This is a genomic window from Streptomyces sp. NPDC036822 (genome assembly GCF_055609145.1).
Map to the genome: position 1 here is coordinate 124,861 of NZ_JBVJPY010000004.1, position 24,053 is coordinate 148,913.

Annotated in this window: 21 protein-coding genes; 8 read left to right on the forward strand and 13 right to left on the reverse strand. The window is 71.2% G+C overall.

The genetic code is table 11. From position 1 onward, the window contains the following. Positions 1–89 precede the first annotated feature (89 nt). Positions 90–1,289: an RsbRD N-terminal domain-containing protein gene (locus tag ACZ68P_RS11180; RefSeq protein ID WP_471005130.1), complete on the reverse strand. Its 1,200-nt coding sequence runs from the start codon at positions 1,287–1,289 to the stop codon at positions 90–92. Between the two features lie 249 nt (positions 1,290–1,538). Between ACZ68P_RS11180 and ACZ68P_RS11185 the strand changes: the two genes are divergently transcribed. Genes ACZ68P_RS11185 through ACZ68P_RS11205 form a run of 5 tightly spaced genes read left to right on the forward strand, consistent with a single transcriptional unit; the run spans position 1,539 to position 6,426 of the window. Further along, positions 1,539–2,357 carry an ABC transporter ATP-binding protein gene (locus ACZ68P_RS11185; protein WP_471005131.1) on the forward strand — a complete coding sequence of 273 codons (819 nt, stop codon included), beginning with the start codon at positions 1,539–1,541 and terminating at the stop codon, positions 2,355–2,357. Then, positions 2,354–3,172, forward strand: coding sequence for an ABC transporter ATP-binding protein (locus ACZ68P_RS11190; RefSeq protein WP_471005132.1), 819 nt, complete (start codon positions 2,354–2,356; stop codon positions 3,170–3,172). The genes ACZ68P_RS11185 and ACZ68P_RS11190 overlap by 4 nt, the downstream gene beginning before the upstream one ends. After that, a complete protein-coding gene (locus ACZ68P_RS11195) occupies positions 3,169–4,059 on the forward strand; it encodes a branched-chain amino acid ABC transporter permease (RefSeq protein WP_471005133.1) in 891 nt (296 codons plus the stop codon). The genes ACZ68P_RS11190 and ACZ68P_RS11195 overlap by 4 nt, the downstream gene beginning before the upstream one ends. Beyond that, positions 4,052–5,155, forward strand: a complete 1,104-nt coding sequence (locus ACZ68P_RS11200; protein ID WP_471005134.1) for a branched-chain amino acid ABC transporter permease — start codon at positions 4,052–4,054, stop codon at positions 5,153–5,155. The genes ACZ68P_RS11195 and ACZ68P_RS11200 overlap by 8 nt, the downstream gene beginning before the upstream one ends. After that, complete coding sequence (locus ACZ68P_RS11205) at positions 5,152–6,426, forward strand: ABC transporter substrate-binding protein (protein ID WP_471005135.1); 1,275 nt, start codon at positions 5,152–5,154, stop codon at positions 6,424–6,426. The genes ACZ68P_RS11200 and ACZ68P_RS11205 overlap by 4 nt, the downstream gene beginning before the upstream one ends. Positions 6,427–6,486: 60 nt before the next feature. Here the strand turns inward: ACZ68P_RS11205 and ACZ68P_RS11210 are convergent, their stop codons facing one another. Then, positions 6,487–7,359, reverse strand: coding sequence for an NAD-dependent epimerase/dehydratase family protein (locus ACZ68P_RS11210; RefSeq protein WP_471005136.1), 873 nt, complete (start codon positions 7,357–7,359; stop codon positions 6,487–6,489). A gap of 64 nt (positions 7,360–7,423) precedes the next feature. Between ACZ68P_RS11210 and ACZ68P_RS11215 the strand changes: the two genes are divergently transcribed. Continuing rightward, a complete protein-coding gene (locus ACZ68P_RS11215) occupies positions 7,424–8,437 on the forward strand; it encodes a GNAT family N-acetyltransferase (RefSeq protein ID WP_471005137.1) in 1,014 nt (337 codons plus the stop codon). Positions 8,438–8,653: 216 nt separating this feature from the next. Here the strand turns inward: ACZ68P_RS11215 and pssA are convergent, their stop codons facing one another. The 9 genes from pssA to ACZ68P_RS11260 all read right to left on the reverse strand — a co-directional run bounded on the left by pssA (position 8,654) and on the right by ACZ68P_RS11260 (position 19,589). Beyond that, positions 8,654–9,520, reverse strand: a complete 867-nt coding sequence (gene pssA, locus ACZ68P_RS11220) for a CDP-diacylglycerol--serine O-phosphatidyltransferase (protein WP_365714816.1) — start codon at positions 9,518–9,520, stop codon at positions 8,654–8,656. Next, positions 9,513–10,169 carry a phosphatidylserine decarboxylase gene (locus ACZ68P_RS11225; protein WP_365714682.1) on the reverse strand — a complete coding sequence of 219 codons (657 nt, stop codon included), beginning with the start codon at positions 10,167–10,169 and terminating at the stop codon, positions 9,513–9,515. Before ACZ68P_RS11225 ends, pssA begins: the two co-directional genes overlap by 8 nt. 176 nt (positions 10,170–10,345) lie before the next feature. Continuing rightward, positions 10,346–11,551 carry an acyl-CoA dehydrogenase family protein gene (locus tag ACZ68P_RS11230; protein WP_361849648.1) on the reverse strand — a complete coding sequence of 402 codons (1,206 nt, stop codon included), beginning with the start codon at positions 11,549–11,551 and terminating at the stop codon, positions 10,346–10,348. 2 nt (positions 11,552–11,553) lie between these two features. Next, positions 11,554–12,078, reverse strand: coding sequence for a MaoC family dehydratase (locus ACZ68P_RS11235; RefSeq protein ID WP_471005138.1), 525 nt, complete (start codon positions 12,076–12,078; stop codon positions 11,554–11,556). 5 nt (positions 12,079–12,083) lie between these two features. Continuing rightward, the gene (locus tag ACZ68P_RS11240; protein WP_365714680.1) at positions 12,084–13,046 is read right to left on the reverse strand and encodes an HpcH/HpaI aldolase/citrate lyase family protein; all 963 of its coding nucleotides are present in this window, start codon (positions 13,044–13,046) and stop codon (positions 12,084–12,086) included. Beyond that, positions 13,043–15,055: a protein meaA gene (locus ACZ68P_RS11245; RefSeq protein ID WP_471005139.1), complete on the reverse strand. Its 2,013-nt coding sequence runs from the start codon at positions 15,053–15,055 to the stop codon at positions 13,043–13,045. The genes ACZ68P_RS11240 and ACZ68P_RS11245 overlap by 4 nt, the downstream gene beginning before the upstream one ends. 14 nt (positions 15,056–15,069) lie before the next feature. Further along, the gene (gene ccrA / locus ACZ68P_RS11250) at positions 15,070–16,407 is read right to left on the reverse strand and encodes a crotonyl-CoA carboxylase/reductase (RefSeq protein ID WP_471005140.1); all 1,338 of its coding nucleotides are present in this window, start codon (positions 16,405–16,407) and stop codon (positions 15,070–15,072) included. A gap of 430 nt (positions 16,408–16,837) precedes the next feature. Beyond that, positions 16,838–17,692 carry a TetR family transcriptional regulator gene (locus tag ACZ68P_RS11255; RefSeq protein ID WP_471005586.1) on the reverse strand — a complete coding sequence of 285 codons (855 nt, stop codon included), beginning with the start codon at positions 17,690–17,692 and terminating at the stop codon, positions 16,838–16,840. A gap of 109 nt (positions 17,693–17,801) precedes the next feature. After that, on the reverse strand, positions 17,802–19,589 hold the full coding sequence (locus ACZ68P_RS11260; RefSeq protein ID WP_471005141.1) for a 3-hydroxyacyl-CoA dehydrogenase family protein: 1,788 nt from the start codon (positions 19,587–19,589) through the stop codon (positions 17,802–17,804). A gap of 268 nt (positions 19,590–19,857) precedes the next feature. Between ACZ68P_RS11260 and ACZ68P_RS11265 the strand changes: the two genes are divergently transcribed. Beyond that, positions 19,858–20,457: a HEAT repeat domain-containing protein gene (locus tag ACZ68P_RS11265; protein ID WP_471005142.1), complete on the forward strand. Its 600-nt coding sequence runs from the start codon at positions 19,858–19,860 to the stop codon at positions 20,455–20,457. A gap of 116 nt (positions 20,458–20,573) precedes the next feature. Here the strand turns inward: ACZ68P_RS11265 and ACZ68P_RS11270 are convergent, their stop codons facing one another. Next, positions 20,574–22,172 carry an alpha/beta hydrolase gene (locus ACZ68P_RS11270; protein ID WP_471005143.1) on the reverse strand — a complete coding sequence of 533 codons (1,599 nt, stop codon included), beginning with the start codon at positions 22,170–22,172 and terminating at the stop codon, positions 20,574–20,576. 59 nt (positions 22,173–22,231) lie between these two features. Continuing rightward, positions 22,232–23,260, reverse strand: a complete 1,029-nt coding sequence (locus tag ACZ68P_RS11275; RefSeq protein WP_471005144.1) for an Rv2578c family radical SAM protein — start codon at positions 23,258–23,260, stop codon at positions 22,232–22,234. Positions 23,261–23,408: 148 nt separating this feature from the next. Between ACZ68P_RS11275 and ACZ68P_RS11280 the strand changes: the two genes are divergently transcribed. Beyond that, the gene (locus ACZ68P_RS11280; protein WP_471005145.1) at positions 23,409–23,852 is read left to right on the forward strand and encodes an SRPBCC family protein; all 444 of its coding nucleotides are present in this window, start codon (positions 23,409–23,411) and stop codon (positions 23,850–23,852) included. Positions 23,853–24,053: the final 201 nt, after the last annotated feature.

Consider the following 24,053-nt stretch of genomic DNA (forward strand, 5'->3'; position numbering starts at 1 on the left):
CCGGCGTGCGGGCCAAGGCCGCCTCCGCCCGGCGCGCGGGCCAAGGCCGGCCCCGCCCGGCGTGCGTCCGCGCCTCGTCGCCCCCGCCCTCAGCCCGAGGCCGTCAGCCGGAAGGCGTCCAAGGCCAGGGTCATCTCCGTCAGGTCCCGCGGCCGGGACAGTGAGCGCGAGGTCAGCTGTTCCAGACGGCGCAGGCGGTTGAAGACCGTGTTGCGGTGGCAGTACAGCCGGCCCGCCGCCCGGCCCGCCGAGCCCTCGCAGTCGAGCCACACGTCCAGGGTCTCCAGGAGGATCGCCCGGTCCGCCGGGTCCAGGTCGAGCAGCCCGCCCAGGACGCCCGTGATCAGCAGACCCGCCATCTCCGGCTGGCCGACCACCAGCGCGCCCGCCATCCGCCGGTCGAGCCGGACGATCTCGTGGGACTCCGGCGGACACGTGCGCAGGGCCAGTTCCGCCAGGCGGCGGCCCCGGCCCAGCTCCGCGAGGCCCGACACCACCGGACTGATCCCGCCGGGCCCCGGACAGCGTCCGGTCAGCAGCTCCGACAGCGCGTCCAGGCCCGTGCCCTCCGTCAGCGACACCACGCCGATCTCGCAGTCCGCCCGCATCCGCCACAGGAACCGCACGCCCGCACCCTGCACCCGCCGGTGGAACGGCTCCGGCACCTCCCGCCGGTCGTAGCGCAGCACCACCACCGCGTACCGCCCGTGCTCCGGCAGGTCCAGGCCCGCCGCCGCCCGCGAGACCACCTCCGGCGTCCGCTGCCCCTGCAACAGCGCGTCGAGCAGCGCCTGCAGCTGCTCGTCGGTGCGCCGCCGCAGCTCCAGTTCCGTCGCCCGGTACGCCTCCGACGCCGTGTCCGCCTGCGCGTCCACGGCGTGCCACACCATGGTCGCCGACTGCATCAGCGCCGTCAGCTGTGCCGGATCCGCCGCAGCGTTCTCGATCAGCGCCTCCCACACCAAATGCCCGGCCGAGCGGTACGAGTGCACCACCAGCTCCAGCGGCATGCCCTGCTCCGCCCGCCGCCGGCCCATCTCGTCGGCGTGCTCCAGATCGCGCCGGGGCGAGTCGCGGGGCGCCGAGATCATCTCGATCCCGATCCGCATCGCCTCGTGCGCCTCCTGCCAGTGCTGATCGTGCGGCACGATCCGGCCGTACGCCGGCTCGTACGCGTGCAGCTCTCTCAGATGCTCGTCCACCAGCTCCGGCAGCCGTTCCAGAAGCGCCGTGCACGCCTGCGCCAGCAGCTTCCAGTCATCGCCGGTCCGCGGTCTGCGCCGTCCCATGACCGGAGGATGCCATCCTTCCGGCTCATCCCACAGGCCCCTGACACGCACTGTTGTGCCCGTGCACAACCCGCCGCCGCACCCGCTGGTCACCGGCAGCGTTTCGGCCGCCGGACGTGGACGGGCGGCCCCCGCGGTGCTGGGGTGAGCGCCACTGAACAGGCCACGGAATCCGAACAGGTCCCGGCGACGGGACAGGCCGACGCAAGGACAGGCCACGGAATCCGGGCGGGCCACGGAAGGGGAGCCATGGGAGGTACCGCACTCGCCCTCGAGGTAGCGGACCTGTCGGCGGGGTACGGACCCGTACGCGCACTGCGCCGGGTGTCGCTCGAAGTGCCGGAAGGCAGCGTCGTCACCGTCCTCGGCGGCAACGGCGCCGGGAAGTCCACGCTGCTGCGAGCCGTCTCGCGCACACTGTCGTTCCACGGGGGTGCCGTCGTCTCCGGCACCGTGCGCTTCGGCGGCCGGGAACTCGGCGGGCTCGCGCCCGACCGGGTCGTGGCCGCCGGAGTCTCCCAGGTGCCGGAGGGGCGCCAGGTCTTCGCCCGCATGACCGTCGAGGACAATCTGCGTGCCGGGGCGCTGGGGGCGCCCGGCGACCGCGCGGCGAAGGCATCGGCCCTCGCCCGGGTCCACGAGCTCTTCCCGGTCCTCGCCGAACGCGGGAGCCAGCGTGCCGGGCTGCTCTCCGGCGGCGAACAGCAGATGCTCGCCGTCGGCCGCGCCCTGATGGCCTCGCCGAAGCTGCTCCTCCTCGACGAGCCCTCGCTCGGTCTCGCGCCGCTGATGGCCGCCCGCATCGCCGACACCATCCGGGAGATCAACGCCCAGGGCACGGCCGTGCTGCTCGTCGAGCAGAACGCGGCGCTCGCCCTGCGCCTCGCCTCCCGGGCGTACGTCCTGGAGGTCGGCGAGGTCACCCTCTCCGGACCGGCCGACGAACTGGCCGCCTCCGACGAGGTGCGCCGCCGCTATCTGGGCGTCGTCGACGAGGACGCCGCCGCCGACGCTGCGGGCGCCGCCACCGCACACCCCGTGCTCTCCCGCTGGGAGGAAGCCCGATGAGCGACACCACCGCACCGGCCGGGACACCGGACGCCACCAGCCCCGTCCCCGCCCTGGAGGTGCGGGACGTCACCGTCCGCTTCGCCGGACTCACCGCGCTCGACTCCATCGGGTTCACCGTCCGGCCCGGCACCGTCCACGCCGTCATCGGCCCCAACGGCGCCGGCAAGTCCACCTGCTTCAACGTGCTGTCGGGGGTCTACAAGGCCACCTCGGGCTCCGTTCGGTTCGGGGACCAGGAGCTCACCGGACTGCCGCCGCACAAGATCGCGGACCTCGGGGTCGCCCGGATCTTCCAGAACCTGGCGCTCCCGCCCATGGCCACCGTCGAGGACAGCCTGATGCTGGGCCGCCACCGGCTCACCCGCACCGGCTTCGTCGCCGCCGGGCTCCGGCTCCCCTCCGCCTCCCGCGAGGACGCCCGCCACCGGGCCCGCGTCCGGGAGATCGCCGCGTTCGTCGGCCTGGAGAAGCAGCTGGCGCAGCCCGCCGGATCCCTTCCGTACGGGCAGCAGAAGCTCGCCGAACTCGCCCGTGCGCTGTGCATGGAGCCCAAGCTGCTGCTCCTCGACGAGCCCGTCGCCGGGATGACCGCCGACGAGCGCCGTCGTACCGCCGCCGTCATCGCCGGCGTGCGGGACAGCCTCGGGATCTCCATCGTCCTCGTCGAACACGACATGGGAGTGGTGATGCGGCTCGCCGACGCCGTCACCGTCCTCGACTTCGGCCGTCGCATCGCCGACGGCGCCCCCGGCGACGTACAGAACGACCCGGCGGTCGTCCGCGCCTATCTCGGAGAGGAGACCGCCGAGTGACCACCTTCGCCGAACTCCTGCTCAACGGCGTCTCGTTGGGTTCCATCTACGCCCTCATCGCCCTCGGCTTCGTGGTGATCTTCCGCGCCACCGAGGTCGTCAACTTCGCCCACGCCTCGCTCCTGCTCGCCGGCGGCTACTTCACCGCCGTCCTCCACGACGACATCGGATTCTGGCCCGCGCTGCTCGTCGGCATCGCCGGCGCGGCCGTGGTCGGCGCGGCCGTCGAGTTCCTCGTCATGCGCCGGTACCGCGGCTCCGACCACAGCGTGCTCGCCATCGTCACCATCGGCGTCGACATCCTGCTCGCCACCGAACTCACCCGCCGCATCGGCACCGACATCCTGGCGCTCGGCGACCCGTGGGGCGACGCGGTCGTCACCTTCGGCCCCGTCACGATCGCCCAGACCCGGATCGCGGCCTTCCTCGCGGCGGCGCTGCTCATCACCGCGTTCCTGCTGGCCTTCCGCCACACCTCGTGGGGTGTCGCCATGCGCGCCGCCGCCGAGAACCAGGAGACCGCCGCGCTCATGGGCATCCGGCTCGGCCGGGTCTCGCTCGGCGCCTGGGCGGTGGCGGGCGGGCTCGCCGCCGTGGCCGCGCTCTTCCTCACCGTCTTCCCGACCCCCGGCCTGGAGCGTTCCACCTCGCTCGCCGCGCTGAAGGCCTTCCCGGCCGCGATCCTCGGCGGGCTCGACTCCACCACCGGCGCCCTCGTGGGCGGGCTCCTCGTCGGGATCACCGAGTCCCTCGCCACCGGCTACCAGGGCGATCTGACCTTCCTCGGCCGGGGCATCGGCGACCTGGCGCCGTACCTGGTGATGGTCGCGGTCCTGCTGATCCGCCCGGCCGGACTCTTCGGCACGAAGGAGCTGGCCCGTGTCTGACGCGCTGCCCCGCCGCGGGTTCGCCGCCGTCGCCCGTCCCCGGGTGTACGGCTGGGCCGTCGCCGGCATCGTCCTCGCCGCTTTCCCGTTCTACCTGGACCGCTTCTGGCTCCAGGCCGGCCTGTTCGCCATGGCCGCCGCCATCGGCGCCATCGGCATCAACCTGCTCACCGGCGCGACCGGTCAGCTCTCCATGGGCCACGCCTTCTTCCTCGCCGTCGGCGCCTACGGCTACTGCGCCTTCGCCGGCGACGGTGACGACGGGCTCACCGGCCTCGGCCTCCCCGGCTGGCTCGCCGCCGTCCTGGCCGTCATGCTCGCGGGGCTCGCCGGAGGGGTGTTCTCCCCGATCGCGGGACGGCTCCGGGGCGCCTACCTCGGCATCGCCACCCTCGCGCTGATCTTCATCGGCCAGCACGTCCTCTTCAACGCCCACGACCTCACCGGCGGCTTCAACGGCCGGGCGGTGCCCCCGCTCAGCCTTTTCGGCCTCACCTTCGACGACAGCGAACTCCTCGTCGCCCAGGTGCCGTTCGGCGCCGCCGAGAAGCTCTGGTACCTCGGTCTGGTCCTGGTGCTCGTCGGCGCGCTGTTCGCCCGCGGGGTGCTGCGCGGCCGCCCCGGCCGCGCCATGAACGCCATCCGGGACCACCGGATCGCGGCGGGCGTCATGGGTATCCCCGTGGCCCGCTACCGGGCCGCCGTCTTCGTCCTGTCCTCCATGTACGCGGGCCTCGCCGGCGTCCTTCTCGCGCTGGTCTTCCAGCGGACCGTGCCGGAGTACTTCGGCATGATGCTCTCCCTCGAATACCTGGCCATGATCGTCATCGGCGGTCTCGGCTCGGTCGCCGGAGCGGTGGTCGGGGGCGTCTTCGTCTCCCTGCTGCCGCAGCTCCTCAACCGGTACAGCGACGCACTACCCCTGGTCTCCGCCCCCGGGACGGGCGGGATCGCACCAGGGGAGGCCTCGCGCTATCTCTACGGCGCCGCCGTCGTCGCGGTGGTGCTCTTCCTGCCCGGAGGCCTGGTCCGGCTGGCCGCACGGCGCACCAAACAACCCTCACGCACCACGCAATCCTCAGGGGAGGACAGATGAACCACCGACGACAGGCTGTGCGGGGCCTGACCGCCGCATTCGCCGTCCTGGTCGCGCTCACCGCGGCCGGATGCAGCACCAAGGCCAAGAGCGGCGACGACCAGGGCACCGGCGCGGGCGGGGTGAAGGCCGGCAAGGGCGTCACCGACAAGACCATCGCGATCGGCGCGCTCACCGACATGACCGGGGTCTACGCCACCCTCGGCAAGAGCGTCACGCAGGCCCAGCAGCTGTACGTCAAGCAGGCCAACGCCGCCGGCGGGATCTGCGGCCGGCAGCTGGAGCTGACGGTCCGCGACCACGGGTACGACCCGCAGAAGGCGCTGTCGGCGTACACCGAGCTGGAACCGAAGGTGGTCGGCTACGCCCAGTTCATCGGCTCCCCGTTCGTCGCCGCCGTCAAGCAGCGCATCGACGGCCAGGACAAGGGGGTCGTCCTGCCGCAGGCATGGTCGGCCTCGCTGCTCGGCTCTCCGTACATCCGCGTCGTCGGCGCCACGTACGACGTGGAGACGATCAACGCGGTGGACTTCCTGGTCAAGGAGAAGGGCCTGAAGTCCGGCGACAAGCTCGGCCACGTCTACTTCGAGGGCGACTACGGCGAGAACGCCCTCGCCGGCTCCAAGTACGCCGCCGAGAAGGCGGGGCTCACGGTGGTGGAGCAGAAGATCAAGCCCACCGACAACGACATGTCGGCGCAGGTCGCCGCGCTGCGGAAGGCGGGCGTCAAGGCCGTCGTCATCAGCGCGGGCCCGCGCCAGGCGGCCTCCCTCGTGGGTGTCGCGGCGGCGGTGAAGCTCCAGGTGCCGATCGTCGGCAACAACTCGGCGTTCGCCCCGCAACTGCTCGGGACGCAGGCCGGTCCCGCGCTGGAGAAGATGTACTGGTTCGCCTCCCCGAGCCTCCCGATCGGCGCGGACACCCCGGCCGCCAAGAAGCTCGTCGCCGACTACAAGGCCGCCTATCCGGGCGACAGCCTCGACAACGGCATCGTCGCCGGCTGGACCGCGGCGAGCGTCTTCGGCGAGGCCCTGAAGAAGGCGTGCGCCGAGAAGGACCTCACCCGCGAGGGAGTCGACAAGGCGCTCCTCACGCTGGGCGACTACGACGCCGGCTTCGGCATCAAGCACGACTTCAGCGACCCGAAGGCGCCCTCGTCGCTGGAGTCCGTCATCATCCAGCCCGACAAGACCGTCCCCGGAGGCATGCGGACGGTCCGCGAGCCCTTCGTCTCCGAGGCGGCGCAGAGCTACACCCCGAAGGCGGGCTGACCCGCCGGGCCCGGCCGGGGTGCGCGACGAGCCGCCGCACACCCCGGCCGGGCCCCATCCTCACCCCTCCTGGCGGGCGAATCCGTCACGCCAGGAGGGGTGCACCGGTGTCCACCCCTGGGCCCGGGCCCGGCGGCCGGCCGCGCCCCGGGCCCACGGCGCGCCGCCCGCCGTCCGGACCGGCGCGGGCACGCCCAGCGCCCGCGCCAGGGCCGGAACCCAGGCGTGCCCGGCGGCCGGTTCCCCGTCCACCACGTTGTAGGCGCCGGCGGGCCACTCCAGGGCGAGCAGGGCCGCCCGTGCCGCGTCCGCGACATGGACGAAGGAGCTGACGGAGTCGTCCGCCGCGAGACTTCCCAGGAACCGCGCCCCGGGATCGCCGCCGAGCGCGGCGGCGACCGGACCTCCGGGGGCGTACCAGGTGCCGGGGCCGTAGAGGATCCCGTACCGCAGCACCACCGCCTCGGGCAGCTCGGCGACGGTCTCCTCCAGCGCCCGGATACCCGCCACGATCCGGGCCCGCGGCTGCTCGTCGGTGCCGTCGAGCGGTACGGACTCGTCGGCCGGGCCGTCCCCGGGCGCGTAGGCCCAGCTGATCGACTGGGCGATGATCCGGCCGACACCGGCCGCGCGGGCGGCGTCGACGAGGTGACGCGTGCCCTCGCGCCGCAGCCGGTTGTTCGCGGCGCCGTCGGCGCCGGAGAGATCCGTCAGCTGGTGGATCACCGCCTGCGGTGCCGCCTCGGCCACCGCCCGGCCCAGGCCGTCCGCGTCCAGCGCGTCGGCCCGCACGGCCCGTGCGCCGCTCGCCCTGATCCGGTCCAGACCGTCGGCCGACCGCGTCAGGCCGGTGACCTCGTGACCGGCTTCGAGGAGGAGGGGGAGGAGCAGCCGGCCGACCGCGCCCGTGGCGCCCGCGAGGAGTACACGCATGTGATCATCGTAGGGTCGGCGCTCGTGTCACCTGACGGCAACAACGGAATGTGATGCTCGGCCCATGAACGAGCATGTCACGGTCCGGACGGCCACCTTCGACGATCCCCGGATCCCCGCCCTCCTCGGCGCGTACCACCTCGGCACGGAGGCGGAGAAGGGCGTTCCGGTCGATTCCCCCGACGCCCTCCCGCCGGCCTACCGCGCCGAGGTCCTCTCCCCGGCGACCGCCTTCGCGCGCGACACCCTCCTGCTGGCCGTGGACGGGGCGGGCACCGCCACCGGGGCCGTCGTGCTGACCGCGCCGCACGCGGACGGCGTGCCGGAGATCAAGCGCCTCTGGGTCGACCCGGCGGTCCGGGGCAGGGGCACGGCGGCGGCCCTGATGGACGGGGCGCTGCGCCGGGCCGCGACGGCGGGCGCGCCCGCCGTGCGTCTGTCGGTCTGGCTCTGGCGCGAGCACGCCCTCGCCCTGTACCGAAAGCTCGGCTTCGAGACGGTCCGTCCGTGGGACGACCGGCCGGGCCTGCTGTGCCTGGAGAAGCGGCTGAGCCCCGCCGCGCGCGTCGAGCGGCTCGACCCCGCGCGCGTCCGCGCCCAGGCCGCCGACGGCCTCGCCGCGCTCCTGGTCGACGCGGTCGACGGGGGAGCCTCCCTGGGCTTCCTCGCGCCCCTGGACACGTCGGCGGCGGCCGCGTGGTGGCTCACCGTCGCCGAGGAGGCGGAGCGGGGCGCCCGCGAGGTCTGGGCCGCCCGCGCTCCGTCCGGCGAGGTCCTCGGGGCGGTCACCCTCTCCCGTACGGACAAGCCGAACGGCCGGCACCGGGGCGAGATCGCCCGGCTCATCGTCCACCGCGCGGCGCGCGGCCAGGGCCTCGGCGGCCGTCTGCTCGCCGCGGCGGAGGAGTACGCGGCCGGCGAGGGCCTCACCCTCCTGATCCTGGACACCCGGACGGACAGCCCCGCGGAGGGCCTCTACCGCAAGGCGGGCTGGACGCGGGCCGGCACCATCCCTGACTTCGCCGCCGACCCCTCGGGCACCCTGCGCCCCACGACGCTGTACTACAAGCAGCTCTGACAAGCAGCTCCGGCCGGAGGCGGTCATACGGAAGGGGCCCGAACGCGTCTGTCGCGTTCGGGCCCCTTCCGTAGCTTCGGGGACTCGGTTCGCCTCCGGGGCGCTCACGTCGGCTCCGAGGGTCGACCGTGCTCGGCCGCTCGTACCTCACGGCCTGTGCGCGCTCTCCCTCTCGGAACCGCCGCGCCCCTTTGGCTCACTCGTCCAGGAGCGTGGCTACGGCACCTGGGCCGCGCGGGCCTCGCGGCTCTCGCGGCGGTTGCCGCGGAAGGTGTTCACCCGACGGGCCGTCGCGAAGAGGGGGATCACGGCGCCCATCACCACCTGCAGCGCGCAGCCGGTCTGGAGCAGGAACTGCCCGCCCGGGGCGTCGAAGGCCCAGGCCGCCAGCATGCCCATGGCGCCGACGATCCAGGCGAGCATCGCCACCGCGAGGACGCCCCGCGGCTTGGGGTACTCGACCCGGCTCACCATCAGCCACGCCACCCCGATGATCGCGAGCAACGTCGGGATGAACGGCAGCTCCAGCAGCACGATCGAGACGACCGTCAGTGCGCCGAATGGGCTCGGCATGCCCTGGAACATGCCGTCCTTCATCGTCACGCACGAGAATCTCGCCAGCCGCAGCACCACCGCGAGCAGCACCACGATCGCGGCCACCGCCGAGACCTTCTGCTGGGCGTCGTCCGCGACCATTCCGTACACGAGCACGAAGTAGGCCGGGGCCAGACCGAAGCTGATCAGGTCCGAGAGGTTGTCCAGCTCCGCGCCCATCGGCGAGCTGCGCAGCTTGCGGGCCACGATGCCGTCGAAGAGGTCGAAGATCGCCGCGGCCAGCATGAGGATCACGGCGGTGGCGGCGCTGTTGCGCGCCATGCCGGTCTCGGAACTGCCCGTGAGGTGCGGGATGAGGATGCCGGTGGTGGTGAAGTACACCGCCATGAAGCCGCACGTGGCGTTACCGAGCGTGAGGGCGTCCGCTATGGACAGCCTCAGCGACAGCGGCATCTCCTCGGAGTCCTCGGCACCGTCCGCCTCCGCGTCGGCGACCCAGTCGCCGGCCCGTGTGTCGGGATCAATCACGGTCAATGCGAGTCACCCCCGCAGTCGTGGTCTGACCGACCTCGACAGCGACGTCGACACCTTCCGGAAGGTAGATGTCAACGCGCGACCCGAAACGGATCAGACCGATGCGCTCGCCCTGCTCGACCTTCGTCCCCTGGGGGATGTAGGGCACGATGCGACGGGCCACGGCCCCCGCGATCTGCACCATCTCGATGTCGCCCAGCTCGGTGTCGAAGTGCCAGACAACGCGCTCGTTGTTCTCGCTCTCCTTGTTGAACGCCGGGACGAACCCGCCCGGGATGTGCTCCACGGAGGTCACCGTGCCGGCCAGCGGCGCGCGGTTGACGTGGACGTTCAGCGGGCTCATGAAGATGGCGACCCGGGTCCGCCCGTCCTTCCACGGCATGATGCTCTGCACCACACCGTCGGCGGGGGAGATGACCCGGCCCTGAGCGATCTCGCGCTCGGGGTCGCGGAAGAACCACAGCATGCCCGCCGCGAGAGCGGTGGTGGGCACGGCGACAGCGGCCCAGCGCCCGGACTTGCGCGCCCGGGCGAGGCTGAGGGCCGCGGTGGCGACGGTCGGCAGGAGCCACGGCGAGGCTCCGCGCGCGAGGCGTACGCCAGCGAGGCTGTCGCGAGGTGCAGAGGTTTGGCTGTGGGGCATGAATGACCTTCGTAGCGGATGATGCCGCACTGGCGGGGGACGGCGGCTTTCGGGCGATGCTATCGGTTGCGAGGCGCAACTGGGCAAGCCAGAAGCCGAGTCGGTCGGCCGGAAACCCTCGGCAAACGCTGTCAGGGTGTGATCTTCTTCGCGGCCGAACCGACTCAAAAGCGACATCACCCCTGGAAGCGGTACTCCTCGAGCAGCCGGCGACCGATGATCATTTTCTGGATCTCGGCGGTACCTTCACCGATGAGCAGCATCGGGGCCTCGCGGTAGAGGCGCTCGATCTCGTACTCCTTGGAGAATCCGTATCCACCGTGGATACGGAAGGCGTCCTCGACGACTTCCTTGCAGTACTCGGAGGCGAGGTACTTCGCCATCCCTGCTTCGAGGTCGTTTCGTTCCCCGGAGTCCTTTTTGCGCGCTGCGTTCACCATCATCGCATGAGCGGCTTCCACCTTGGTAGCCATTTCGGCCAGCTTGAACTGAATCGCCTGATGCTGGGCGATGGCCTTGCCGAAAGTGTGACGCTGCTGGGCATACGAGACACCCAGCTCGAAGGCACGCTGAGCGACGCCGCAGCCACGGGCGGCGACATTGACCCGCCCGACTTCGACACCGTCCATCATTTGGTAAAACCCTCGGCCGGTGACGCCGCCGAGGACCCGATTGGCCGGAATGCGCAGTCCGTCCATGATGAGCTCGGTGGTGTCGACGCCCTTGTAGCCCATCTTGTCGATCTTCCCGGGGATGGTGAGGCCGGGGCGGACCTCTCCGAAGCCGGGCTCCTTCTCGACGAGGAAGGTCGTCATCGACTTGTGGGGGGCGGTGCCCTCCGGGTGTCCTTCGTCACTTCGGACGAGAACGGCGACCAGCGTTGACGTTCCGCCGTTCGTCAGCCACATCTTCTGGCCGTTCAGGACGTACTCGTCGCCGTCCTTGACCGCCTTGGACGTGATGGCCGACACGTCCGAGCCGAGCGCCGGCTCCGACATCGAGAAGGCGCCGCGCGTCTCGCCGGCCGCCATCCGCGGGAGGAAGTAGTCCTTCTGCTCCTGCGTGCCGTGCTGCTTGAGCATGTACGCGACGATGAAGTGGGTGTTGATGATGCCGGAGACCGACATCCAGCCGCGGGCGATCTCCTCCACGCACAGCGCGTAGGTGAGCAGCGACTCACCCAGACCGCCGTACTCCTCGGGGATCATCAGGCCGAAGAGACCGAGCTCCTTCAGCCCGTCGACGATCTGCTGCGGGTACTCGTCGCGGTGCTCCAGCTCGGTCGCGACCGGGATGATCTCCTTGTCGACGAACTCCCGGACGGTCTTCAGGATCTCCTGCTGGACGTCCGTGAGCCCGGCGGTCTGGGCGAGTCGGGCCATGGCTACTTCTCCGTCTTCTTGGAGGGCTCGATCAGCGTGGGGCGGCCGGGCTGCTCGCCGCCGCGCTCCTTGATGTACGTCTCGGTCGGGACCATCACCTTGCGGCGGAACACGCACACGAGGGTGCCGTCCTGCTTGTAGCCCTTGGTCTCGACGTAGACGATGCCCCGGTCGTTCTTGGACTTCGACGGGTTCTTGTCGAGGACCGTGGTCTCGCCGTAGATGGTGTCGCCGTGGAAGGTCGGCGCGACATGGCGCAGCGACTCGATCTCCAGGTTGGCGATCGCCTTGCCGGAGACGTCCGGGACGGACATGCCGAGCAGCAGCGAGTAGATGTAGTTGCCGACGACGACGTTCTTCCCGAAGTCCGTCGTGTTCTCCGCGTAGTTCACGTCCATGTGAAGCGGGTGGTGGTTCATCGTCAGCAGACAGAAGAGATGGTCGTCGTACTCGGTGACCGTCTTTCCGGGCCAGTGCTTGTAGACGGCGCCGACTTCGAACTCTTCGTAGGTGCGGCCGAACTGCATCGGGATCAGGCCTCCGGGATCTCGAACGAGGTGGTGCGCTCCATGCCGGCGGCGCGGCCCTTGCCGGAGATGACCAGGGCCATCTTGCGGCTGGCCTCGTCGATCATCTCGTCGCCGAGCATCGCCGAGCCCTTCTTGCCGCCCGCCTCGGACGTGTAGTAGTCGTACGCGTCCAGGATCAGCTCGGCGTGGTCGAAGTCCTCCTGCGAGGGCGAGAAGATCTCGTTCGCGGCGGCGACCTGGTCCGGGTGGAGCACCCACTTGCCGTCGAAGCCCAGCGCGGCGGCGCGGCGGGCGACCGCCTGGTAGCCCTCGGGGTTGCGGATCTGCAGGTAGGGGCCGTCGATCGCCTGGAGGTCGTTGGCGCGGGCGGCCATCAGGATCTTCATCAGGATGTAGTGGTAGGCGTCGGCGTCGTAGCCGGGCGGCTGCTCGCCGACGACCAGGGACTTCATGTTGATGGAGGCCATGAAGTCGGCCGGGCCGAAGATGATCGTCTCCACGCGCGGCGAGGCCTGCGCGATGGCGTTGACGTTGTTGAGGCCCTGGGCGTTCTCGATCTGCGCCTCGATGCCGATCTTGCCGACCTCGAAGCCCATGGTCTTCTCGATCTGCGTGAGCAGCAGGTCGAGGGCGACGATCTGCTGGGCGTCCTGGACCTTCGGCAGCATGATGCAGTCGAGGTTCTGGCCGGCGCCCTCGACGACGGTGACGACGTCCCGGTAGGTCCAGTGGGTCGTCCAGTCGTTGACCCGCACGACCCGCGTCTTGCCGGTCCAGTCACCCTCGTTGAGGAACTTCACGATGGTGTGGCGCGCGTCGGGCTTGGCGAGCGGCGCGCAGGCGTCCTCCAGGTCGAGGAAGACCTGGTCGGCGGCGAGCCCCTGGGCCTTCTCCAGGAAGCGCGGGTTGGAGCCGGGGACGGCGAGGCAGGAGCGGCGCGGCCGGAGCCGGTTCACGGTCGTCATGCGGGGACCTCCAGGGGGTCGAGCTTGTTCGCTTTCCGGATCTCGTCGACGATACGGCCGATGATCTCGGTGATACCGAAGTCCTTCGGTGTGAAGACGGCGGCCACGCCCGCCCGCTTCAGATCTGCGGCGTCGGCGTTCGGGATGATCCCGCCGACGATGACCGGGATGTCGGGCGCGCCCGCCTCACGGAGGCGGTCGAGGACGTCCGGTACCAGCTCGGCGTGCGAGCCGGAGAGGATCGACAGGCCCACGCAGTGCACGTCCTCGGCGAGGGCCGCGTTGACGATCTGCTCGGGCGTCAGCCGGATCCCCTGGTAGACCACCTCGAAGCCGGCGTCACGCGCGCGGACGGCGATCTGCTCGGCCCCGTTGGAGTGCCCGTCCAGGCCCGGCTTACCCACCAGGAGCCGCAGGCGCCCGGAGCCCAGCTCGTCGGCGGTGCGTGCCACCTTCTCCCGTACGAGCGCCAGCGGGGTGCCGGCCTCGGCCGTGACGGCGACAGGGGCGGAGGAGACGCCCGTGGGGGCGCGGAACTCGCCGAAGACGTCCCGCAGCGCCCAGGACCACTCGCCGGTGGTGACACCGGCGCGGGCGCACTCCACGGTGGCCTCGAAGAGGTTCCCGTCACCGGCGGCGGTGGCCTTGAGGGCGGCCAGCGCCTCCTGCGCGCGGGGCTCGTCGCGGTTGTCGCGCCACTCGTGGAGCTTCGCCACGACACGGGCCTCGTTGGCCGGGTCGACCGTCATGATCGCCGTATCGAGGTCGGCGGTGAGCGGGTTCTCCTCGGTGGACTGGAAGATGTTGACGCCGACGATCTTCTCGTCGCCGGCCTCGATCCGGGCCCGCCGCTCGGCGTGCGAGGAGACGAGCTGCGACTTGAGGTAGCCGGACTCCACGGCGGCCATCGCGCCGCCCATCTCCTGGATGCGGTCGATCTCGGCCAGGCACTCCTCCACGAGGGAGCCGACCTTGGCCTCGATGACGTGCGACCCGGCGAAGATGTCCTCGTACTCCAGCAGGTCCGACTCGTGCGCGAGGACCTGCTGGATGCGGAGCGACCACTGCTGGTCCCACGGGCGGGGCAGCCCCAGGGCCTCGTTCCACGCGGGCAGCTGGACGGCGCGCGCGCGTGCGTCCTTGGAGAGGGTCACGGCCAGCATCTCGAGCACGATCCGCTGGACGTTGTTCTCCGGCTGCGCCTCGGTCAGGCCGAGGGAGTTGACCTGCACGCCGTAGCGGAACCGGCGCTGCTTTGCGTCCTCGATGCCGTACCGCTCGCGCGTGATCTTGTCCCAGATGCGGCCGAAGGCGCGCATCTTGCACATCTCCTCGACGAAGCGGACGCCCGCGTTCACGAAGAAGGAGATGCGGGCGACCACCTCGCCCCTGCGCTCCTCGGGAACCTGGCCGGAGGCGAAGACCGCGTCGAGCACCGCGATCGCGGTGGACATGGCGTACGAGATCTCCTGGACCGGAGTGGCCCCCGCCTCCTGCAGGTGGTAGCTGCAGATGTTGATCGGGTTCCACTTCGGGATGTGGTTCACCGTGTAGGTGATCATGTCCGTCGTCAGCCGCAGCGACGGGCCGGGCGGGAAGACGTGCGTCCCGCGCGACAGATATTCCTTCACGATGTCGTTCTGGGTGGTGCCCTGGAGCCGGGTGATGTCCGCACCCTGCTCCTCGGCGACCACCTGGTAGAGCGCCAGCAGCCACATGGCGGTGGCGTTGATGGTCATCGAGGTGTTCATCTGCTCCAGGGGGATGTCCTGGAACAGCCGGCGCATGTCACCGAGGTGCGAGACCGGGACCCCGACCCGGCCGACCTCGCCGCGGGCGAGGATGTGGTCGGGGTCGTAGCCGGTCTGCGTCGGCAGGTCGAAGGCGACCGAGAGTCCGGTCTGTCCCTTGGCCAGGTTGCGCCGGTACAGCTCGTTGGACGCCTCGGCGGTCGAGTGACCGGCGTACGTCCGCATGAGCCACGGCCGGTCCTTCTGACGCTCTGTCATATGCGTTCCCGGGCTCAGATGTTACGGAAGCGGTTGATGGCGTCGATGTGCTCCGCGCGCATCTCCTGGTCGCGCACGCCCAGGCCCTCCTCGGGGGCGAGGCAGAGCACGCCGACCTTGCCCTGGTGGGCGTTGCGGTGGACGTCGTGGGCGGCCTGCCCGGTCTCCGCCAGGGAGTAGACCTTGGAGAGGGTCGGGTGGATCTTGCCCTTGGCGACCAGGCGGTTGGCCTCCCACGCCTCGCGGTAGTTGGCGAAGTGCGAGCCGATGATCCGCTTCAGCGACATCCACAGGTAGCGGTTGTCGTACTCGTGCATGTAGCCCGAGGTGGAGGCGCAGGTGGTGATCGTGCCGCCCTTGCGGGTGACGTAGACGCTCGCACCGAAGGTCTCGCGGCCGGGGTGCTCGAAGACGATGTCGATGTCCTCGCCGCCGGTGAGCTCGCGGATGCGCTTGCCGAAGCGCTTCCACTCCTTCGGGTCCTGGGTGTGCTCGTCCTTCCAGAACGTGTAGCCCTCGGCGTTGCGGTCGATGATCGACTCGGCGCCCATCGAGCGGCAGATGTCCGCCTTCTGCTCGCTGGAGACGACACAGATCGGGTTGGCGCCGCCGGCCAGCGCGAACTGGGTGGCGTACGAACCGAGGCCGCCGCTCGCGCCCCAGATCAGGACGTTGTCGCCCTGCTTCATACCGGCGCCGTTGCGGGAGACCAGCTGGCGGTACGCGGTGGAGTTCACCAGTCCGGGCGCCGCCGCCTCCTCCCAGCTGAGGTGGTCCGGCTTCGGCATCAGCTGGTTCGACTTCACGAGGGCGATCTCGGCCAGACCGCCGAAGTTGGTCTCGAAGCCCCAGATGCGCTGCTCGGGGTCGAGCATCGTGTCGTTGTGGCCGTCGGAGGACTCCAGCTCGACGGAGAGGCAGTGCGCGACGACCTCGTCGCCGGGCTTCCACGAGTTCACACCGGGGCCGGTACGCAGGACGACGCCCGCGAGGTCGGAGCCGATGATGTGGTACGGCAGGTCGTGGCGCTTGCTGAGGTCGCTGAGCCGGCCGTAGCGCTCCAGGAAGCCGAAGGTGGACACCGGCTCGAAGATCGAGGTCCACACCGAGTTGTAGTTGACCGAGCTGGCCATCACGGCGACCAGGGCCTCGCCCGGGCCGAGCTCGGGCAGCGCCACGTCGTCGAGGTGCAGCGACTTGCGCGGGTCCTTCTCGCGGCTGGGGAGACCGGAGAACATCTCGGCCTCGTCCTTGTGCACGGTCACCGCGCGGTACGACTCGGGCAGCTTGAGGTTGGCGAAGTCGGCGGACGTGGACTCCGTCGACTGGATCGCGTCCAGGATTTCCTTCACGGGTGTGCCTCCGGCGGTGCGGCGTCCGAGGGGACGCTGTGGGTTACGTCTGTGGGTGGTGCTGTGGAGGTGTGCCGTCGGTTCGGCGGGTGGTGCGTGGCTGCGCCTGCTCCGCCTCACTCCGCCTTTGCTCGTGACAAAGGCGCCGAGGAAGCCGAGCCGGTCGCGGAGGTTGCCTGTGACGCAGGCGTCCGGGCGCACAATCACGATCGCTTGTGGGGACAGCCGGCGCACGAGGAGACCTCTGCGCGCCGGCCGCCCGGACACCCTCAACGTATGGCACCGCGTGTCACCTGACAAGGCACTGCGTGCCAACAATTTCACTCAGATGCAATCCGCCGGTCACACATGAGCGATGATCGATCGAGGGTGGGGACGAAAACGGACGAAGGCCGCCCCCGGCGGGGGCGGCCTTCGACGCGAAGAGAGGTCAGCCGCGGGTGAGCGCCTGCCGGATGGTGCGCATGACCTCGTCGAGCGGAGCGTCGGTACGCGCCACGGCCACCATCACGTCTCCCTCGGCGGAGACGGTCGCCGCCGGCTCCTGGGCCGCCGCCCGCGAGGGGGTCCGGGGGGCCGGCTGCTGGACCGGCGCCGCCTGGGCGGGCCGGCCGGCGCCTATGCCCGAGCCGAAGGTCTCCCGGACGATCGCGAAGGCGTGGTCCAGCTGCGCCTCGACATCGCCCTGACCACCGGCCCGCAGCCAGCGGCGCAGGACGTGGTTGTGGGCGGTGACCACCGCCGACGCCGCCACCTCGGCGAGCAGCGGGTCGTCGTTGCCGTCGTGGTGGTCGCGCTCGTCGAAGTGGCCCAGGAGATAGCGGGTGAACAGCCGTTCGTAGCGGGCCACCGACGCGATCTCGCGCTCCCGCAGGGTCGGTACCTCGCGGGTCAGCCGGTATCGCTCCACGGAGACCGCAGGGGACCCCGCGTACATCTTCATGACTTCCTTGATGCCCCGGCAGACCGTGTCCAGCGGGTGCTCGTGCGGCGGCGCGGCGTTCAGCACCGCCTCCGCCCGCACCAGGGTGTCGTCGTGATCCGGGAAGATCGCCTCTTCCTTGGAGCGGAAGTGGCGGAAGAAGGTCCGGCGCGCGACCCCGGCCGCGGCGGCGATCTCGTCGACCGTGGTGGCCTCGTACCCCTTGGTCGCGAACAGCTCCATGGCCGCCGTGGCCAGCTCACGGCGCATCTTGAGCCGCTGAGCGGCCGCGCGGGTGCCCGCCGCACTCTCCGTGGAGTCGGACGGGGAGGTGGCACGGGGTGACTTCGCGGCCTTGGACATGTCCTGAACGTACTGCATCAGTGCGGGAGTGTGCCCAGGTGGGGGAGGGTCGCCGGGGCCGCCCGGAGAGCCCGGGGGGATCAGCAACCCTCCCCAGCCCGCGTACGGCTCAGCGTCGGGCATATTCGCGGAAGCCGCGCCCCGTCTTGCGGCCGAGGCAGCCGGCCGCGACCAGGTGCTCCAGGAGCGGCGCCGGGGCCAGGCCCGGGTCGCGGAACTCGCGGTGCAGCACCTGCTCGATGGCGAGCGAGACGTCCAGACCGACGACGTCCAGGAGCTCGAACGGGCCCATCGGGTAGCCGCCGCCCAGCTTCATGGCGGCGTCGATGTCGTCCAGGGTGGCGTAGTGCTCCTGGACCATCTTGATCGCGTTGTTGAGGTACGGGAAGAGCAGCGCGTTCACGATGAATCCGGCACGGTCGCCGCAGTCCACCGGGTGCTTCCTGATCTTCGCGGTCACCTCGCGGACCGTGGCGTGGACGTCGTCGGCGGTCAGGACCGTACGGACGATCTCCACCAGCTTCATCGCCGGAGCCGGGTTGAAGAAGTGCATGCCGATGACGTCCTGCGGGCGCGAGGTGGCGCGGGCGCAGGCGACGACGGGCAGCGAGGAGGTCGTGGTGGCGAGCACCGCGCCCGGCTTGCAGATCTTGTCGAGGGTCGCGAAGAGCTGCTGCTTGATCTCCAGGTCCTCGGCGACCGCCTCGACGGCCAGGTCGACCTCGGCGAAGGCGTCCAGCGAACCGGCCGGGGTGATCCGGGCCAGCGTCTCGTCCCGGGCCTCGCCGGTCATCCGGCCCTTGTCGACCGAACGGGTGAGCGACTTGGCGATCCGGGCCTTGGCCGTGTCGGCCTTCTCCTGCGACCGGGCGGCGAGGACCACCGTGTAACCGGCCTTGGCGAAGACCTCGGCGATGCCGGACGCCATCGTCCCGGAGCCGGCGACGCCGACCGAGCGGACCTCGCGGGTCCGCTGACCGCCCGTGGCCGAGTCCTCCAGGGGCGTCAGCGCGTCACGGACCACGGTGGCCGAGCCCGGCGCATCGTACGTGTAGAAGCCGCGGCCCGACTTGCGGCCGGTCAGTCCCGCCTCGCTGAGCTGCTTGAGGATCGGCGCCGGGGCGTGCAGCCGGTCGTGCGACTCGCTGTACATCGCCTCGAGGACGGTACGGGCGGTGTCGATGCCGATCAGGTCCAGCAGCGCCAGCGGCCCCATCGGCAGGCCGCAGCCCAGCTTCATGGCGGCGTCGATGTCCTCGCGGGAGGCGTACTTCGCCTCGTACATCGCCGCGGCCTGGTTGAGGTAGCCGAACAGCAGGCCGTCGGCGACGAATCCGGGCCGGTCGCCGACCGCGACGGGCTCCTTGCCGAGATCGAGGGCGAGGTCGGTGACGGTCTGGACGGCCTGCGGGGCGGTGAGGACCGAGGAGACGACCTCCACCAGCTTCATCGCCTGGACCGGGGTGAAGAAGTGCAGCCCGAGTACCCGCTCGGGGTGCGCCGAGTCGGCGGCGAGACGCGTCACGGACAGGGCGTTGGTGCCGGTGGCGATGATCGCGTCGGGCCGGACGATGGAGTCCAGCGCCCGGAACACCTCCTGCTTGGCCTCGTACGACTCGGGCACGACCTCGATCACGAGATCGGCCTCGGCGGCCGCCTGGAGGTCGGAGAACGTGCGGAAACGGGCGAGGACGTCGCGGCGCTCCTCCTCGGTGATCCGCTCACGGGCCACCGCGCGGGCGGTGGAGGACTCCAGGGCCGCGACGGCGCGCGCGGCGGCGGCGTCGCTGATGTCGATACCGATGACCTCGCGGCCGGCCCGGGCCAGGACGTCGGCGATGCCGCTGCCCATGGTGCCGAGACCGACGACGGCGATGGTGGAGAGAGGGGTGTCCATCAGGGGACTCCAGGGAGAGAAGAGTGACGACTGAGGGCGGCAATGCGGGCGCGCGGAGAACGCGCGGGAAAAGGCGACGGACTCTGTCCCGGAGCCACGTCGAAAACTGCCGAACCGACAAACTCGATCTCACGACGGCTGCGTCACCAGGCCGTTGTGAGTGATGCGGGGGGTGACCCGCTCACCTGAGATTAACCGGCGGGTAACGAGCGCGCCAGTCCCGGGAAGTTCGGAAAATGTGATCTGGATCGCGGATACGCTGAACGCCATGGATATCGCTCAGGACCCCGAATTCTGCTCGATGATCGATCGATTGCGGAACGAGATCCACGGCGACTCCGCGGCATTCGAAGAACTCGCCGCCGGGGATGACGAAAGCGCGCTCGCGCGCGTTCTCACGGCGCCCGGACAGCCACTCTGGGCCCGCGAGATCGCCGCCTTCCGGCTGGGCCTCGCGGGTGACCCGCGCGCCTTCGAAGCCCTCGTCCTCCTGCTCAACCACCGCGACCCCGACCGCTGCGTCTCCGCCGCGTACGCGCTGACGCGGCTCGGCGACCCGCGCACGGCGAGGGCGGCCGCCGCCCTCGCCACCAACGAACTGCGTGTCTCCTACGCCCTGCTGCCGGTCCGTCTGCTCTCCGACCTGCGCGCGCCCGAGTCCGTGCCGGCCCTGATCACCGTCCTCGAACGACGTCTCGCCGCCGACGATCCGCACTGGCGCGTCGGGCTCGCCTGCGTCGAGGGCCTGGGCGCCCTCGGTGACGAGCGCGCCCGCCCCACCCTCGAAGCCGCCCTTCCCCATCCCCGCCTCGCCCCGGCGGCCCGGCGGGCACTCGACCGGCTGGACGGCCAGGGCGTCGGCGGCTAGGGGCTCGACGGGCAGGGGGTCCGCTGCCAGAGGCTTCGCGGCCAGGGGCTCGGCGACGAGGGGCTCGGCGACCAGGGGGGAAAGCCCGGATCCCACCGGCCTCGCGGGGCGCGCTCTCAGCCGGCGTGGCCGAGCAGACCGTGCAGCGTGGCGCCCTCCGGCCGGGGGGCCGCGGCGCTTCCGCGCCCCTGGGGGGCCTTCGCGGGCATGGGCTCCGGCAGGGCCGCGCAGACCGCGTCCGCCTCCGCGCCCGCGGCCCCGCGCGGTACCCGTCCGGTGGCCAGGAACGCCTCCAGGTGGCCGTCCACGCAGTCGTTCCCCACCAGTGACACCCCGTGGTTCCCGCCGCCCTCCTCGACCACGAGGCTGGAGCCCCGCACCATGCGGTGCAGCGCCACGGCCCCCTCGTACGGAGTGGCAGCGTCGTCCGAGGCCTGCAGGATGAGCACCGGCGGCACCTTCTCGTTCGTGACGTCCGGCGGCGTCAGGGACTCGACCGGCCAGAACGCGCAGGGAGCGTTGTACCAGGCGTTGTTCCAGGTGGAGAACGGCGCCTTGGCGTGCACGTCCCAGTTGTCCTTGCGCCACACGCCCCAGTCGCGCGGCCACGCCGCGTCCCGGCACTGCACGCTCGTGTAGACCGAGTAGCCGTTGTCGTCCGCGCCGTCCGCAGCCGCGATGCTGTCGTACGTCCTGGCCAGCGGGGCCCCGTCCTGCCGGTTGACGTAGGCGGAGAAGGCCTCGGCCAGCCTCGGCCAGTAGCCGTTGTAGTAGCCGCCGGGCAGGAAGGTGTCCTCCAGCTCGCCCGGGCCGACCTTGCCGCCCGCCGGCTTCGTCCGCAGCTCCTCGCGCATCCGGTACCAGGCGGCCTCGACCGCCGCCGGATCCGAACCCAGCCCGTAGGTGGCGTCCTGCCGGGCCACCCAGGCCATGAAGTCCTTGTGCCGGGTGTCGAAGGCGTAGTCCTGCGCGAGGTTGTCCTCGTACCAGACGCCCTGCGGATTGACCACGGAATCCAGGGCGAAGCGGCGCACCCGCTGCGGGAACAGCCGGGCGTAGACGGCTCCGAGGTACGTCCCGTAGGAGTAGCCCAGGTAGTTGAGCCGCGGCGCGCCGAGGGCGGCCCGGATCGCGTCCAGGTCGCGGGCCGTGCTGACGGTGTCGATGTAGGGCAGCAGGTCGCCGTACTTCTCGCCGCACGCCGCGGCGAAGGCCCGCGCCCGCTCCACGCCGGCGGCCTCGCCCTCGGCGCCGCCCGGCACGGAGTCCGGGCGTACGGGCGCGAAGTGGCCGGGCCTGCAGTCGAGGGCGGGCTCGCTTTTTCCGACCCCGCGCGGGTCGAAGCCGATCACGTCGTACCCCGCCGCCACCTCCGCGGGCAGCGAGGCCGCCACATAGCCGGCCAGGGTCCGGCCGCTGCCGCCGGGACCGCCCGGATTGACGACGAGCGGCCCCTGGGACACCTGCGCGGTGTGCCGGACGCGGGTCAGCGCGAGCGTGATCGTCCGGCCCTCAGGCTCGGCGTGGTCCAGCGGCACCTTCAGCGTGGCGCACTGGAGCCTCGGGTACGCCGACGTGGCGCAGCCGGTCCAGACGAGCGGGGCCAGGGGGCGGACGGTCGGCTCGGGCTGGGGCTCGGCGGACGCCGGCAGCACGGTGACCGTCCCGGCGACCAGCGCTCCAGCGGCGATCAGCGTTCCTGCGCGTGGGTTCATAGGGCGTCCGTGCCCAGAACCCCATGCGGAAGGACCTGTTCCGCCGAGAGCTCACCCGATCAGAGGAGGGTGAGCTGGGTCGGCCCCGCGAGCGCGGGCTCCTCCGGTACGGGGATCCGGCGCGAGGCGCCCCGGCGGGCCGGGCCGATCCCGAACTCGTCGGCCAGCTCGTGCACCTGACGGGTGATCCGCCGCTGATACCAGGTCGGCGCGTACGCCCCGTCCGCGTACATCCGCTCGTAGCGCCCCACCAGGTGGGGGTGGTGGTGGCGCAGCCACGTCATGAACCACTCGCGCGCCCCGGGCCGCAGATGCAGGACGAGCGGGGTCACGGAGGTCGCGCCGGCGTCGGCGACGGCGCGCACGGTCTCGCGCAGCTGCTCCGGCCGGTCGCCGAGGAACGGGATCACCGGCGCCATCAGGACCCCGCAGCCGATGCCGTGCTCGCCGAGCGTCCGTACGACCTCCAGGCGCCGCAGGGGCGACGGCGTGCCGGGCTCGACCGTGCGCCACAGCTCCTCGTCGACGAAGCCGACCGAGACCGAGATGCCCACCTCGGTCACCTCGGCGGCCTGCACCAGGAGGTCGAGGTCGCGCAGGATCAGCGTGCCCTTGGTGAGGATCGAGAACGGGTTGGCGCGGTCGCGCAGGGCCGCGATGATGCCGGGCATCAGGCGGTAGCGGCCCTCGGCGCGCTGGTAGCAGTCGACGTTGGTGCCCATCGCGATGTGCGCCCCCTGCCAGCGCCGGGAGGCGAGCTGTCCGCGCAGCAGCTCGGGGGCGTTGGTCTTCACCACGATCTGGGAGTCGAACCCGAGTCCGGTGTCGAGGTCCAGATAGCTGTGGGTCTTGCGGGCGAAGCAGTAGACGCAGGCGTGCGTGCAGCCCCGGTAGGGGTTCACCGTCCATTCGAACGGCATCCGGGAGGCCCCCGGCACCCGGTTGAGGATCGAACGCGCCCGCACCTCGTGGAAGGTGATCCCGCGGAACTCGGGGGTGTCGAAGGTGCGGGTGGTGACCGCGTCCGCGCCGAACAGCGCGGTCTCGGCCGAAGCGGCGGGGTCGTCGCCCAGATTGTCCCAGCGCATGGCCGCCTCCTCGTTCGTCCGTCCTCGACTCCGTGGCCACAATAGAACACATGTTCCCTTGATCGCCGCAACCCGGATTTGGGAGGCCCGGTCGCAGGTGGTTGGCTAGTGCCCCACCCCTGAGGAACCGAGTGCTGGAGGAAGTGCAATGGCGCAGGTCGAGGCCACCACGGAGCGGATCATCGCGGCGGACGCGGAGACGGTGTTCGACGCTCTGGCCGACTACAACGGCACGCGCGCGAAGGTGCTGCCCGAGCACTTCAGCGAGTACGAGGTCCGCGAGGGCGGCGACGGCGAGGGCACCCTCGTCCACTGGAAGCTCCAGGCGACCAGCAAGCGGATCAGGGACTGCCTCCTGGAGGTCACCGAGCCCACCGACGGACAGCTCGTCGAGAAGGACCGCAACTCCTCCATGGTCACCACCTGGACCGTCACCCCCGCCGGCGAGGGGAAGTCCAAGACCGTCGTCACCACCGTCTGGAACGGCGCGGGAGGCATCGGCGGCTTCTTCGAGAAGACCTTCGCCCCCAAGGGGCTCGCCCGCATCCACGACGCCGTGCTGGCCAACCTGGCGGCCGAGGTCGAGAAGTAGCACCCCCGAGGTCGAGAAGTAGTACCCCCGGCCCACCCCGCTCACCGATTCGAGTGGTTTCCCCGCGCCCCCGTGCGAGCGCCCCGCGCGCCCCCGGGGCGCGGGGGCTCTCCCAAACGCGCTGATGAGCGCCCCAAGTGCCACCGGGCGCAGGGCCGTTGACGCCCCGCAGCGCCACGGAACGCTCGGCCCGCCCGACTT